At 54.1% G+C, this 14411-nt stretch carries 9 protein-coding genes; 3 read left to right on the top strand and 6 right to left on the bottom strand.

Annotated features, from left to right (window positions below; all coding sequences use genetic code 11):
• Positions 1–56 precede the first annotated feature (56 nt).
• The 5 genes from CDH47_RS10810 to CDH47_RS10830 form a co-directional block, all read right to left on the bottom strand.
• Positions 57–482, bottom strand: coding sequence for a PaaI family thioesterase (locus CDH47_RS10810; RefSeq protein WP_100639910.1), 426 nt, complete (start codon positions 480–482; stop codon positions 57–59).
• Positions 479–2128, bottom strand: coding sequence for an AMP-binding protein (locus CDH47_RS10815; RefSeq protein ID WP_100639911.1), 1650 nt, complete (start codon positions 2126–2128; stop codon positions 479–481). Before CDH47_RS10815 ends, CDH47_RS10810 begins: the two co-directional genes overlap by 4 nt.
• A gap of 105 nt (positions 2129–2233) precedes the next feature.
• Positions 2234–3265: a proline racemase family protein gene (locus tag CDH47_RS10820; protein WP_100639912.1), complete on the bottom strand. Its 1032-nt coding sequence runs from the start codon at positions 3263–3265 to the stop codon at positions 2234–2236.
• Entirely contained in the window at positions 3262–4407 is a 1146-nt protein-coding gene (locus CDH47_RS10825; protein ID WP_100639913.1) for a zinc-binding dehydrogenase, read from the bottom strand. The genes CDH47_RS10820 and CDH47_RS10825 overlap by 4 nt, the downstream gene beginning before the upstream one ends.
• A gap of 110 nt (positions 4408–4517) precedes the next feature.
• Positions 4518–5627 carry an AI-2E family transporter gene (locus CDH47_RS10830; protein WP_100639914.1) on the bottom strand — a complete coding sequence of 370 codons (1110 nt, stop codon included), beginning with the start codon at positions 5625–5627 and terminating at the stop codon, positions 4518–4520.
• A gap of 268 nt (positions 5628–5895) precedes the next feature.
• Here CDH47_RS10830 and CDH47_RS10835 point away from each other — a divergent pair, with 268 nt between their 5' ends.
• Genes CDH47_RS10835 through CDH47_RS10845 form a run of 3 tightly spaced genes read left to right on the top strand, consistent with a single transcriptional unit; the run spans position 5896 to position 9063 of the window.
• On the top strand, positions 5896–7290 hold the full coding sequence (locus CDH47_RS10835; RefSeq protein WP_205077572.1) for an NAD(P)/FAD-dependent oxidoreductase: 1395 nt from the start codon (positions 5896–5898) through the stop codon (positions 7288–7290).
• A gap of 48 nt (positions 7291–7338) precedes the next feature.
• Positions 7339–8433, top strand: a complete 1095-nt coding sequence (locus tag CDH47_RS10840) for a rhomboid family intramembrane serine protease (protein ID WP_100639915.1) — start codon at positions 7339–7341, stop codon at positions 8431–8433.
• A gap of 45 nt (positions 8434–8478) precedes the next feature.
• A complete protein-coding gene (locus tag CDH47_RS10845; RefSeq protein WP_205077574.1) occupies positions 8479–9063 on the top strand; it encodes a biotin transporter BioY in 585 nt (194 codons plus the stop codon).
• A 29-nt stretch (positions 9064–9092) separates the two neighbouring features.
• Here CDH47_RS10845 and CDH47_RS10850 read toward each other — a convergent pair whose 3' ends face one another.
• Positions 9093–14354: a DNA repair ATPase gene (locus CDH47_RS10850; RefSeq protein ID WP_100639917.1), complete on the bottom strand. Its 5262-nt coding sequence runs from the start codon at positions 14352–14354 to the stop codon at positions 9093–9095.
• Positions 14355–14411 lie beyond the last annotated feature (57 nt).

A 14411-nucleotide genomic window follows, 5' to 3' on the forward strand; every position in this document is an offset into this window, starting at 1 on the left:
TTGTATGCTTATGCTTACTACCTACAGATTAGATTGACGTTTACGTTGACGTCAATCTAATTCTCATGTTTTTTTGGCGGTATCGAGTAGGTCATCGTTGAGTGGGCGACAGGCTCGTCTCCACCTTCGGAGTACACAAAAACCTCCCCCACCCCCATGGTCCGGCCCACTTTCAGCATGGTTGCTCTTGCCCAGATCGGCGTATGAGCTGCCGGTTTGCGCAGAAAATTGATATTCAGATTGGTAGTTACTGCTAACGGCACCAGCCCAATTCTGCTCAACAACGCAGCATAGAGAGTGACGTCTGCCAACCCCATCATCACCGGCCCGGAAACAGTCCCTCCGGGCCTGAGGTGCCCGTCGTCAACATCCAGGCTCATCTCTGCCCAGCCATCACCGAGCTTCCTCAGGCTGCCGTAGGCGGCACCCTGGGGAAACTGCTCCTGAAGAAACCTGTCCAACTCCTCAAACGTAACTTTCATGAATTCGGCTCATCTTGCGCCCGATTACGAAGTACAAAGCGCTGTATCTTGCCACTAGGGGTTTTTGGAAGCTCATCCACAAACTCAATTTCACGGGGAAACGCGTGGGTGGAAAGTCGCCGTCGAACCAGTTCCTGCAACTCGTCCCGCAAGGCCTGATCATCCGCAGGTTGCTGATCGCCTTTGATAACCACGTATGCCTTGATGATAGAACCTCGCTTCTCATCCGGTTTTGCAACCACACCAGATTCTGCAACCGCGGCATGTTCCAGCAATGTGCTTTCCACATCTGCGGGACCAACCCGGTAGCCAGCCGTCGTAATGATGTCATCGTCTCGGCCACTGAATGAGAAACTGCCATCACCGTGGCAAATCGCCATATCGCCCGTGAGGTAGTAGCCTTTCACAAAGGGGTCTTTTTCGCCCCAGGTGTATCCATCAAAGTGAAACAGTGGGGATGCTTTTACATCGACCGCAATCTGCCCCACTTCACCTGCGCCTACTTCTTCGTTTTTCTCGTTAAGGGCGACCACCCTGTGACCCGGGGAGGAGTATCCCATTGACCCCTCGCGCACAGGATGCGCAAGGGCGTGGAAATTGCAGCAAGTCATACCGGTTTCGGTCTGACCGTAGTGATCCGTAACCGGGCAATAATGGCGGTTCTTGATCCAGTTAACCACTTCCGGATTCAGGGGCTCACCGGCACTGCTGGCCACACGAAGCCCGAGATTTTCGCCTTCTGGAAGGACATGATCATTGGCTTTAAGAAGGCGATAGGCCGTGGGGGCAGCGGCAAGATTGGTGATTTTGTATTTGCGGATCATGTCGTAGGTGGATTCAGGGGTAAACGCTCCCGGATTGAAATGGGTGGCATGCCCCATAAGCAGCGGCCCGACAACTGCATAGTAAAGACCGTAGGCCCATCCCGGGTCCGCAACATTCCAGAACACATCGTCGTCGCGCAGGTCAATGGCGTATTTCATGTAAACGTAGAAAGCCATCAACGCTTTGGCTGGTACAGCCACGCCTTTCGACTTGCCCACGGTGCCAGAGGTAAACATCTGCAGGAACGGATCAGTGCCCTTGATCGTGACCGGTTCAAAGCCAGGCTTCTGTTCATCGAGCATACCCCGGAAATCCGGAACGCCAGTAGCCGCCTTTTCAGCGTCAATACAAAGTACTGGCGGACAGTTCTTAACTTCGGTGAGCTTGGGGTAGTTTGCCGGATCGGTCACTACCAGCTTTGTTCCCGCACGCTCAAGGCGATATTCGATAGCGCCCGACCCGAAAGCTGTAAACAGCGGCTGATAGACCGCACCTGCCCGCAGTGCTCCGGCGATCACAATCAGTAACTCGGGACCTCTTGGCAGCAAACCGGCAACCCGGTCGCCTTTACCAATGCCCTGAGAGGCCAGATAGTTCGCAAAACGGGCGGATTGCTCTTTCAGTTCGGCAAAGGTGAGCACGCCGTCGCCGCCACCGTCTTTTTCGTAATAAAGCGCGACTTTCTCTGGGTCGGTCGCCCACTTGTCACAAATTTCGTGGCAGACGTTCAGCCCGTTTTCCAGACTTCCATCCAGGATGTCCGCTTCAAGGGCTGCGGGGTCAAAGTTATTATAGACGTCTGAGTATTCCGGAAGGCTCATGATCAACTCCTGCTATTTTTATCATTAAATGCATGGCTGAAGATTTAACACAGCCTTCACCTTACGTAAAGGTAAACTTTAGGCGCACACTCCTCCGAAATGCGGTCAATTGCTGAGGATAGGGTAAAGCCCATCACAGCCCACCATAGGGTCGTCGCAATTCACCACAATATCCGAACGCGCTATCACGTAGCCCTTCCCGGTTATCGTGTTTTTCACAAGGCTATAGCCACCTTCCTGCTCTGCAGCAGTGAACTGACCAACAAAGCATGTTTCCCGCAAGGACACAGTTTCAAGCTTGTCCCCTGGGCGGATAAGACCTTCGTGATGCATCAGGGCCAGCCGTGCTGAAGTGCCTGTTCCGGTAGTGCTTCGGCAAATCACGCCCGGATGCACATAGGTTGCTGAGCGGGAGCGGAAGCACCCTTCAGCCACTTGCTCCACTGGCCCCATAAAATGCAGGAAAGGCAGTGGCCCCACATCCCCTAAGCTATAGTGAGAAAACACCTGCGCCGCGCGAATAGCCTCAACAATCACGTATGCAGCCTCTGCAAGCTTACGCTCTTCATTCGGAACAAGATCGAAACCCAGTGATTCCGCATCCACCAGTGCATAAAACCCGCCACTGTAAGCCACACTGAATGTGACGGAGCCGAGTGATGGCACCTCAACACTTGCACGATAGGTATCTATGTAACTTGGCATACCTTCACAGGTGATCGCTTCAACCACACCCTTTGCAACCAATGCATCGATACGAACCAAACCAGCCGGAGACTCCAGAAAGAAACTCTGCCTGCCCTCCTTTTTGGACACAATTCCAGCCTCGAGTACGGCGGTTGCAGTGCAGATAGTATTGGAGCCGGAATAAATCGGGTACCCCATCACTTCCATAATGATGTAGCCGGCTGCAGCCTGAGGGTCGGAAGGTGAAACCAGCAAATCCACAGACATTTCGGGTATGCCATAGGGCTCTTCCAACAGCAATTTTCTCAACCCATCGGCGTGGTCACGCAGATACTCCATTTGCGCCCGCACACTGCCACCCGGCAAAGTACCAATTCCGCCAGTCACAATGCGACTGACATCCCCACCGGCGTGGGTATCCATAAGCTGGACAGTCAGTTCCTTTTTCATGCACGGTCCTCCAAAGACCAGGGTTTGCCGTGGGTTTCCCACTGCGAATCAGGAACTATGACAATTTTACCGAGATAACTGCTGCCTCGATTTGTGAAGTAGCGCTCCGCCTGGTGCAGCTCCGAAAGCCGGAAAGCGCCATGGAGAACAGATTTGAGTTGCTCGCCGCGAATCCATTCGATCAACTGCTCCGCCTCCTCTCGGGTGCCGTGGGACACGCCAAAGATCTGCACCTGATACAGGTAAATTCGCGTCCACAGGATTTCACTGATGTTTCCACCACTGGCACCGGCAATGCTCAGACGAGGATAGGTTTTACGGGCGCTCATATCGAAAATCATGGCGTCGATGAAGCGGTCAGTCATATCACCGCCCACCAGGTCCATAATCGCATCAAAGGGTTTACCGCCAGTGTCTGCCTTTACCCGCTCCACAAAGCTGTCCATATCGGAGCGATCAAGTACAGATTCCGCGCCCAACCCCACGAGAGCTGCAGCTTTATCCGGTGTGCTCAGTGCATAGGGAATGGCCCCCATAATCCGACAAAGCTGAATCAGCGCTGTTCCAACACCGCCACTGGCTCCGGTGACCAGGACTCGCTCGCCGGCTGCCACATGAGCCGAGGTGAGCATGTGCATGGCCGTCTGATACGAGCACATTCCCATTGCTGCGAGCTGTGCATCCGCCAGAGTTTTATTCTGTATGCGGTGGAACTGGTCTGAAGGCACAGCAACGTATTCCGCGTAGCCACCATCTGCACCATGGCCGTAATAATCCGGGGTAAGGTTTATATCCCGGCGACTGTCCGCGTAGATATTGAAATCCAGCAACCCCCGCTCGCCAACACGGCTATAATCAACGCCCTCGCCAACTGCAACAACACGGCCAGCGATGTCAGCGCCCTGAATTCGAGGGAAAATCAGTGTGGGCTTGCCACCCATCTGAAACGAGGTGGTCTCCCCCTTTTTGGTGGGATACAGCCCTTCCCGGGCTTTGCGGTCAGTGTTGTTTTTCGCAGTCGCGGTTACCTGAACCAACACCTCCCCCGGTGCAGGGAACGGCGTGGGTACGTCTTTGTACTCAAGCTTTTCAATATCACCATGGCCGGTAAGAACCATGGCTTTCATGGTATTCGGGATCATAGGTGAACCATCGTCCCTGCCTGAGGAGTGTAAGCTATCTCTTCAGGATAGGAGACATTCACCGAGGCGCCAGTTAGTGATGAAAGCTTCCGCGTTTACCCGGTGCCACACTAACGGGCAATCACCTTATAGATGGGCCGTAACCTGGGAATCTGTTTCAGAACCACCTGAATAACGGTCATCAGCGGCACCGCAAGCAACACGCCTACAGGCCCCCATAGCCAACCCCAGAAAAAAATCGAAACGAAAATAATCACTGGGTTGATGGCCATACGGAAACCGTGAATCCAGGGCTCGATGAAAAAACCCACCATGGTGGTCAGGGCCAGGTAGCCAACCGGTGCGATCGCCATCATCCACAGGGTGTCCAGGCTTACCACCGAGACAACCGCAAGCAAAAGAATCGTAAGAATAACGCCCAAATAAGGAATAAAACGGGCAAGTCCAGCAACCAACCCCCATACCGCAGGATCTGGCAAACCCACAGCCCATGCCATAAGGCCCGTTGCCACCCCTACTGATGTATTGCTGATGCCAAGCACAGCCAAATATTGGGCGATCTGACGCTGAGAATCCCCACTAATGCGCAGTACGGTTCGACGATGGTCTCTTGGTAACTGCCGGACGAAATTAAGCACCAACCTGTCACCGCTAACCAACAAGAAGTAAGTAAGTGCCATGGCAAGCGCAAGGCCCGCAACGCCATCACGGGCTTTATTCATTAGTTGGGCGCGCCAGGAGTCTGTCTGCAGAACAACAGTAGTTGGCTCTGCGGTTGTATTTTTGCCACTGTCTGACAACTCACTGACTGAGTCTTCCACTCTTTTAGCGGACTCTGTCACCTTGCTGATCTGTCGCTTCAGTTCACTTTCCCCTACCAGCAAACGAGAAATGCCCTCCGGGGCCTTACCTGCCCATTCCAGAGCTGGTGTGGCGACAGCCATTGATATTCCGGCGATGCCAGCAAGTACCAACAGCACAAGTATCAGCGAGCTGACCACCCGTGGAATACGCAACCCTGAACACATACGAGTAACCAGCGGAGACAAGAGCAAGCTCGTGAGAAGTGCCAAAACAATCGGCAAGATAATCTGATGGGCAAGGTACAGGGTGTAAAGCACGCCCAGAATAAACAGCCCATAGATAGGGGTGGACAGATCAGCCAGGGTTTTTTCAGGTTTTGTGCTGCCCTGCTCAACCGATTTCTTTTCGTTTTCCATAGGATGTCCGTAACCTGACGGCCGGCTGTAACAATGGAATCTGCCAGCGTGATTGGATGTTCTACCGAAAGCCTCAGCAGAAATGCAGAGCTGACAGTTTACCCATGGAGAAACCTTATCGCATTACCGAATCGACCCGCTTTCGCGATTAGAGGTTTACAGGCGCTAACAATATCAGGTAGTGATAGACAAAATAGCCGTATACAGGTGCCTTCCCGCTTAACATAAAAATGTGTGCGTTTACTGCACGAAAACAGGTGGAATCAAAATGCCTACTGGCGCATCAGAAGATATGGCCCGGAATTATTCCTTTTGGCAGCATAAATACGGGACATATCGGCCCAACACCCCCTTATCAGAAGGCATCCACACCGCTGACTTACTCATTGTTGGTGCAGGCTACACCGGTTTAACCACCGCCAGGGAGGTGAAGCTCAACCACCCAAAGCTGAACGTTATGGTGCTGGAGGCTAATGAAATTGGTTTTGGCGCATCTGGTCGAAATGGTGGCTTTAACATGGCGTTATTCGGGATGGAACCTGAAACAACCGTACTTCGGTGGGGCAAGCAAAAAGCCCGGGAAGCACAAGAGTACATGCAGAAAGCTGTGGCCTATGTTCACGAACTGATAGTAAGCGAAGGATTGGATTCAGACTACGAACACACGGGAATGTGGCGAGTTGCCTATACCGAGCGCCAGGAAAAGCGCCTCAAAAAAACCTATCGCCTGCTGTGTGACCTTACAAAAGAAGGTAGCTACTTTTTCTATCAGCAAGAACAAGTGAGAGAAAAGCTGCATGCTCCACATATTCGCGCCGCAATTTATGAACCGCAAACCGGAATTCTGGACCCCTGCAAGCATGTGCGGGCATTAAAACACCTGGCCGAAAAAGCTGGCGCATGCATTTACGAAAACTCTGCAGTAACCGACATTCGCAGAACACCTGAAGGCATAGTGGTCAAAACGCCCGATGCGACAGTTCACACCAAAAAACTGGTTCTGGCAACCAATGCATGGACTCACACATTGCCAGGCCCCCGCAAGCTGCGAAGCCGGCAGCGGGCAGTTTGGACTTACCAGATTGTCTCTGAGCCCTTAACAAAAGATGAATGGGAAACATTGGGCTGGCGCGACCGCATGTCGATCGAAGACAATCGACAACTGGTTCATTATTTACGAATCACCAAATGTGGTCGCATAACGATGGGCGGCGGAAGTATTGGCTTTGAATATGGAGATGCCATGGATAAATGGCAGGATCCAGGCGTCTGGCAAGATTTGGAAGCGCACTTTCGCTGGCTGTTCCCATCGCTTAAAAATAAAAAAATCTATTACAAGTGGGGCGGTGCGGTGTCGGCCAATTTCGACATGGTTCCTGAAATAGGATTTATTGGGGATCATAATATTATCTATTCAACTGGCTGTATCGGACACGGCGTATCGCTTACACAGCTTAATGGCCGACTCATTGCAGACCTTGTGTCTGGTGTGGATAGCGAGCTAAGCCGATTCTGGATTGTGAACAGGAAGGCCATTCCAGTGCCGCCCGGCAACCTTCTCCCCTTTATTGGAGTTAAAGCGATAACGGGTGCGCTGAAAGGCGTTGACTGGTATGAGGAGCGGGAGTTTCAGAGCAATCGGCGTCAAACCAGTATTACTTAACACCAACAAACACTTCTGTGTAAGTGATCAAATCAGGAAAAGGACTTCATGCTCAAAAAACACACTAAGTGCTGCCCTTCCTGCACCACTGGAACCCTAAAGCCCACCAGCAACCCGAACATACTAAGGTGCCAACAGTGCCAAGGGTTGTGGTTTGAAGATGGCTCACTAAACCAAGCCATTGCCGAAGAACACGATTGCATAGACCAATACGACCACGAGCTTCACCTGGGCCCAGCACTCCGTACCAGTGAACGCCTGTGCATACGCTGCAGCGTCTCCATGACCCACTATCAACTGCTGGTGCACTACACCACCGAGATCGATTGCTGCCCCGCCTGCGACGGCGTTTGGCTGGACAAGCATGAAATCGATCAGGTAATGCACTCCCCCAAACTGAAGCAGGCGCTAACGGATTTGAACCAGAAAGTTTCATGGAAGTCCTGGCTGTTCCAGTTCCTGACCGCCATGCCTGCGGAGTACAACGTAACACCGCAGCGCACCCCCTGGATCACCCGCACACTGGTTGTTCTGTGCAGCCTGATTTTTGGAGCAGGCCTGCTGTCTCCAGAGGTCAATGAATGGATCTTTACCAACCTGGCTCTGAACTCGGATACCCAAAGCCTCCCACACTTTTTGTTGCAACTGTTCACCTACCAGTTTGTTCACGGCGGGCTAATGCATCTGGTTGGCAATATGTATTTCCTGTGGATTATTGGCGACAATCTTGAAGACGCATTGGGCCATGGTGCATTCCTCGCCCTCTACCTGTTTGCAGGCATGATGGCGGCGCTGGCAGAACTTCTGTTATTCAACACCAGCCAGGGCCCATTGCTGCTGGTCGGTGCAAGTGGCGCTATTGCTGCCCTGTTCGGCCTTTATCTCATGTGGTTCCGCCACGCCAGCCTTACCTTCATGTTCGTCATTTATCAGAAGAAGCTGGCACCCCATTGGTACTTCCTGATCTGGAGCCTGATTAATATTGCAGGCATGATCTCCGGGCAAGGCGGCGTGGCCTGGGTCGCACACTTGGGCGGGTTTGGCCTTGGAGTGCTGCTTGGGTATCTGCTGAAAGACTATGTATTAAGGAAAAACCCGCTGCTTGCCATGCTGAATCAACCAGAGGCTATGGTGCGTCGGTGAGATGCATGACTCATTGAGAAACAACATTCCAAACAAGGGAAAATGATGACACCTGTACCAAGCCAAAGTTTCAGCCCTCTCGATCCAAACGGCCGGTCAGTAAGCTGGAAACTGGTTGCCATCGTAGTCACAGCTCTGTGCTTATCTGTAGCATCCTACATCGAGATACCCATGGTGCCGGTACCTATCACCGCGCAAACCTATGTACTCCTCACTGCTACAGGGTTCCTCGGCTGGAAACTTGGTACCGCCTCAACAATCCTGTGGCTGAGCCTCGGAGCTCTGGGGCTTCCGGTTCTTGCCGGGGGCTCCAGCGGATTGGATTATTTTGCAGGGCCAACTGCAGGCTACCTGTTTGCCTTTCCTCTGGCCGTTGCCCTGGTTGGCTTGCTTTTCGAGCGCGGCTGGAACACCAAGAATATTGCTCTGGCCTTCTTGGCAATGCTATTGGGCCATACCGTTTGCCTTGGGTTTGGTGGGGCATGGCTGGCATTTACCATTGGGCCAGAAAAAGCATTCCTGAAAGGTGTTCTGCCGTTCTTGCTTGGGGGCGTTATAAAGTCAGCTCTTGCGGTTGGTACGATTTTCGTTGTTGATCGCTTGTTGAGATTCCGGGGCCCTAGCCTGTAGGGCCCCATATAAATCCCAAGTATCAACACTCACTTCCCAGACTCTCGCCCCATTACGGATTCTTGCAGCTCACCAATCACCCTCAAAACTCTACCCATTTCCCGTTGGGTTTTCAGATCCAGGCCCAGCTTGCCGTCCATGAGTTTTACGAGTGGAACAATGGATTCCTCAAAGATTCGGGCGAAGGCTGTGAGGGCTTCGCCTACCTGAGGCGGGCTATCCAGGTTTACCGTTACCGCCGGATTCAGCTGCACAGTTTGCAAGCCGGCAGTGAAACCCGTTTCAAGGGAGCGCGACAGCTCGCCAAAAGCCTTTTCCAGATCCGGCCCTGAATCTTTCTGGCTAGCCATGCCCGCCGCCAACTGCTGCCCCACCTGCTGCATTTGTTCCACTATGAGGCCAAGTTGGCGCACCACCTTCACACCGGCTTCCTCATCACCACCCGCCTGCTGGCGACGGCGATATTCTTCGCAGATGGCCTGCCAGCGGGCGGTTTCTGCTTCGGTCATGGTGCAGCGCATTTGCTTGAGCTTAAGCAGGTTTTCTTCTGCGCCCTGTGTCAGCAGTTGGGATTCACCCTGGTAGTGATCGTCAATCAGGGCTTCCAACTCTTTATCGCTCATCACCGGCGACAGCTTTTCCGCCAGCTTGTTCATGTTCCGGTAACTGCCCTGCAACTTGAACGCGGGCTCTGTGCGATAGGCCTCCGCTTGGGCGCTGGAAGCAATGTATGCCTGGTTCACCCGTAACACGGTTTCCCGCACGCGCATCATTTTCTGCAGCAGGGAGACGATTTCATCCCGTTCGGCGGCGCTGTAATCGTGCTCGAAGTCTGAATCTGCCACAGCCTTGCCTTCCGCCAGATCCGCAAACCGGTAGAAGTCCGCCATGCCTCGGGTGGCCAAGGGTGACAGTACCCGGTTGGCACTGAGGCTGTTCTCGATATAGGACAACTCGAAGGCGTGTTCCATACCCGATAGCACATCACCCAAGTTGTAGATATCCGCCCGGTTCGCCAGCATGTCGGGCACTTTGAACACTTCGCCGCTTTCCGTGTAGGGGTTACCGGCCATGACTACGCAGAAGCGCTTGCCCCGCATGTCGTAGGTGCTGGTGCGACCACGCCATACGCCTTCAATGCGCCGGGTGCCGTCACACAGGGAAATGAACTTCTGCAGGAACTCCGGGTGCGTATGCTGGATATCATCCAGATACAGCATCACGTTATTACCCATTTCCAGAGCCAGGTTGAGCTTGATCAGCTCTGCCTTCGCTGTGGAGTGCGGTGCCTTCTCCGGATCCAGCGAGGTGACATCATGGCCCAGACTGGGGCAGTTGATCTTCATGAAGATCAGGCCCAGCCGGTTGGCCACGTATTCCATCAAGGTGGTTTTGCCGTAACCCGGCGGCGAGATCATCATTAACAGGCCGGACTGGTCGGTACGCCTGTCTTCACCTGCGGTGCCCATCTGCTTGGCCAGGTTGTCGCCAATGATGGGCAGGTAGCTTTCGCTGATCAGCTTGTTGCGGACAAATGAAGAGAGCGGCCGGGGCCGGTATTCGTCCAGACGCAATTGGTCGCGCCATTTTTCCAGCACGCTATGGCGAACATCTTGCAGCTGCTGCCAGCCGGGAATGATCTCCTGCCGGTGATACCGCAGGCGTTCCTCGTATTCATCCAGTTGCAGGCTCAGGGAACGTTCGTTGATATTGGCATGCTGGCCCAGCAGCCCATCAACCTCAAACGCCAGTTCCACACTACGTACCGCCGTGGTGATAACCTCCCCGGCATTCAGGACCGCCACCACTTCCGGCAAGTAGTGCAACAGATGTTGCCGGTCTGCTTTGCCCATCCAGGCTTTCAGCCAGTGGCGGGTGATGCTCCAGCGTGCAGCCGGCTGGTCAGCAACCACATTCAGGGCGTTCTGGTACTGGGCAAACTGGTTATCCCGCTTCAGGGCTTCGGTAAAGCCTTCAGCCAGTTCACCGGCATAGCGGGTGATCTCGAAGATTTCCGACTCTTCTGCCAGTTGCAAAACCAGATACTCAGCGGCTGAATTCAACAATGTGCGTTCGGCACTGCCTTTTTCAGTCAAGGTGAGATCATTAGCCTCAACAAACTCTGACAGATTTGGCCCAACTTCCTGTTCCAAAGCCTGCAGCAATTCACTGGACTGCATCATGCGGCTGAGTATGCCGGCAGACAAACAACGGGAGCGTAACTGTTGAGCGTGAACCTGCTGCTGACCCAGCTGCGCCCAGAACAGCATCGCCAGCGCCCTTGCATTAGGGCTGAAGCGCAGCAAACCGGCATTTTGAATGGCGGGCCAAAGGGTGCTGACAATCAGCGCGGCATCGTGATCGTGGATGCCCTTTTCATAGCCTTCGCGGTAACGGGGCGATGCAAATGTGCGGACATAGCCGGTAAGTTCCTCAATATCGGCGACGTTAACCGGTAAATCCTGTGATGTCCGAAACTCTTCAATTACCAGAGCTGCAAGGTACTCTCCCCGGTAAACCTTGGCAGATTCCGACGGCTGGCTCATGTTCCAGTAGCCCCGAAGGCGATCGAGTTCCGGTTCGTCCAGCCGCTCGTAATACTGGGTACCGGTCAGGTGCAACAGCACATGGTCATCCCGCGGGATCAGGGTGAGATCCAGCTCCTGCTGGTTGACGCTGAACTTGTGCTTACCAAGCCGGATAACGGCGCCGCCATCCTCAAAGATATCGGCTTTATCCCGCACACTTCTCAGGGCCGTGTCCTGGGCGGCTTTCAACTGCCCCAGGCAATCATCGGCTTCCATGGCCGCGCCCAGCTCCCGCAACTCCTTTGCCATGCTGCGCAGGCGCGCCACCATGGCATCGGACGCAAAAAAGGCATGCAGCTCTTCCACTGTGGTAAAGCGTTCGGTACGGCGATTGACGTTTTTCAGTATGCGCTCAGCGGCGTCCGTGAGTGTAGTTACCCGGCGCTGCCGTTGATCCTGCAACTGCTGGCGCCGGGCTTCAATGCTTTCATGGGCATTTTCACGCTGTTCCAGAACGGCGGCGAGGAACTCATCGTACTCGCCAAACTGGCTTTCCAGTTCCTGCAACTGATCGAGCATGCGGGTCATCAAACCATCGCATTCCCGTACATCGGAAAGCGCGCTGACACCGTTGGCCAGGCTTTGTTCAAATAACCGGATGCGAGCCGCAAACTGGGCGCGGGCTTCGGCACTGCCCTGCTCTTTCAGGCGGATTTCCGCTTCCGAGCGTTGTTGGTTGATGCTGGCATAGATGCCTGAAATATTGTCGGTTATGGCGGTTTCCAGCGCGGCGTCATCACCCGCCATAGAGGCCAGCATGCCCTGAATCATATCCAGGCCAGTGGTCAGCTCCCGGTAGCGCTCCACAATCTTTTTCAGAGCATCCCGGCTTTCTGCACTGGCCAGCTCTGCTTGCAGTTCTGCCAGGGTATTGCGGTAGCCCTCCAGCGCTTCGGGAGAGGCCAGAAAACGGAAGGTGCGTTCAGTCAGCCGTTGCTCTGCATCCGCCAACTCCTGCTCAAGACCGTCTATTCGTGCTTCGTCTGCGTAGCGGCGATCCTTGAGCGTTCGCACCCGGCCCCGGTGTTCCCGAAGCCTGGCCAGGAACCCCACGAACTGATCCGGCGCCTTCCAGCTGTCCGGTTTCAGATCCCGCATCAAGGCACCCTGAACATCTGCCACTTCACTGATTGCAACTTCCGTCTGTGCCCGGATGTTCTGGACTTTCTCGTACTCATCCAGCACCAGTTCCGCAGTGTTGCGAATGATGGAGAGCTGCTCATGCAGGCCCGCAAACAAGGCTTCATCCTGCCTAGCAGTCAGCCAGTAAAATTGGTCGAGAACGCGGTCTACAGTGCGAATCAAAGAGGTGAAATGACGCTCACTGGCGCCCTTGGCTTCCACTAAAGTAATGACTGTGTTCAGCTCGGCGATGCCCCGCACCAGATCCGGGTTGCCGATGCGCGCCAGTTCCGAGTCGTTGGCAACGCTGGCCTGCGCGTGGAAGTTCTCGGAGGTAAACGGCGTTTCCCAAACCTGCAGCGGGTGGACCAGAGTCGGCTCGTTGTCGGCACTGAAAACCACCAAGTGGCCATTTTCAAAGAGCGCAAAGCCATGGCCAATCAGCGGTACATCGGCCTGCTTACGGATCAGATTATAGCGGAACAGAATCACCTGCCCGGTGAGCTGCTCGAAAAATACGTAGAGGACATCCTCACCGTTAGGCGCTCGCAATGAACGCTTGAGGCGAAAATCCCCTTCCGGAATCTGGAAGGTTTTCAGCTCCCCTGTCGTGAGGTAATACCCAGACGGAAAAATAAGGCCGTGGTTATCCGGAAGCGACACCACAGAGCCGGCCATGCTGTCTACCCGTTCAACTTTTCGCTGGGTGCGATTGAACAGGTAGTAGCGCCAGTGCTTTTCGTTGAAGGGAAGAATTCGTACCAGAAGAATTTCACCCAGATCGGCGTACTCAAAGGTAGCGTCGTCCAGGGATTGGGAGTCAGACTCTACCGGATCTGCATAAATGCCCTCGCCGGTTGCCGTGTTGTTCTCCACCTTGAAGGTAATCTCGCCCCGGAGGTTATCCACGAACAGGGTGTCGGCGATGTTCAGATGCGGAGACCGCCCCTGCACCTGGCAGTCACGACCAACGGTTTTCCAGGGAAAGCTGAACCTGTCAGGGAAGCTAAGATCCCGCTCGCCCCGGTTGTCTATGTAGCGGTTAACCTCACCATTCGGTTTCAGCTCCCAGCGAAATACCCGCAAGTCACCGAGTTTGTCGCCGATGCGAAACACCATCAGCAGCATGCCTTTAAGGATCGTCAGCTGAGACAGAGTGGCGGTGTTGTAATACTGCTGCAGCTCCCGGAAGTCGGTGGCAAAGCGGCCATCTTTCAGGAAAGTGCCCTCAATCGCGGCCTCGGTCATTTCGAAGCCACCGTCACCATCATTCAGATGGTACAGACAGAAGACATCCTCAAGCTCCAGGGTTTTGCGTAACCCCAGTTGCAGGTTAAAACCGAACAGTAGTTTGTCACCAAGGCGCACTACATCCCGGGCTATGGCATTATTTTCGGTTCTGACCCGGGCGCGCCCCAGCACGTTCATGCCGGCGCTTCCGAAAATATCTTCCCGGGCCTGATTCAGCCCCGACACCTGCTCGCGAAGCTGGCCGCCCTGCTCTTTCAGGCGACGCTGAATGGTTTCGAAGGCAGAACCTTCCTGAACAATGCTCTCGAGGCCGGTGCGATCCGTCGACATACCAAATCATCCTGAACAAAAAGGGGGAAAACCTGAACGAGATAGGCACCACCTACG

Source organism: Marinobacter salexigens, assembly GCF_002806945.1.
In the GTDB taxonomy this organism is placed as follows: Bacteria; Pseudomonadota; Gammaproteobacteria; order Pseudomonadales; family Oleiphilaceae; genus Marinobacter; species Marinobacter salexigens.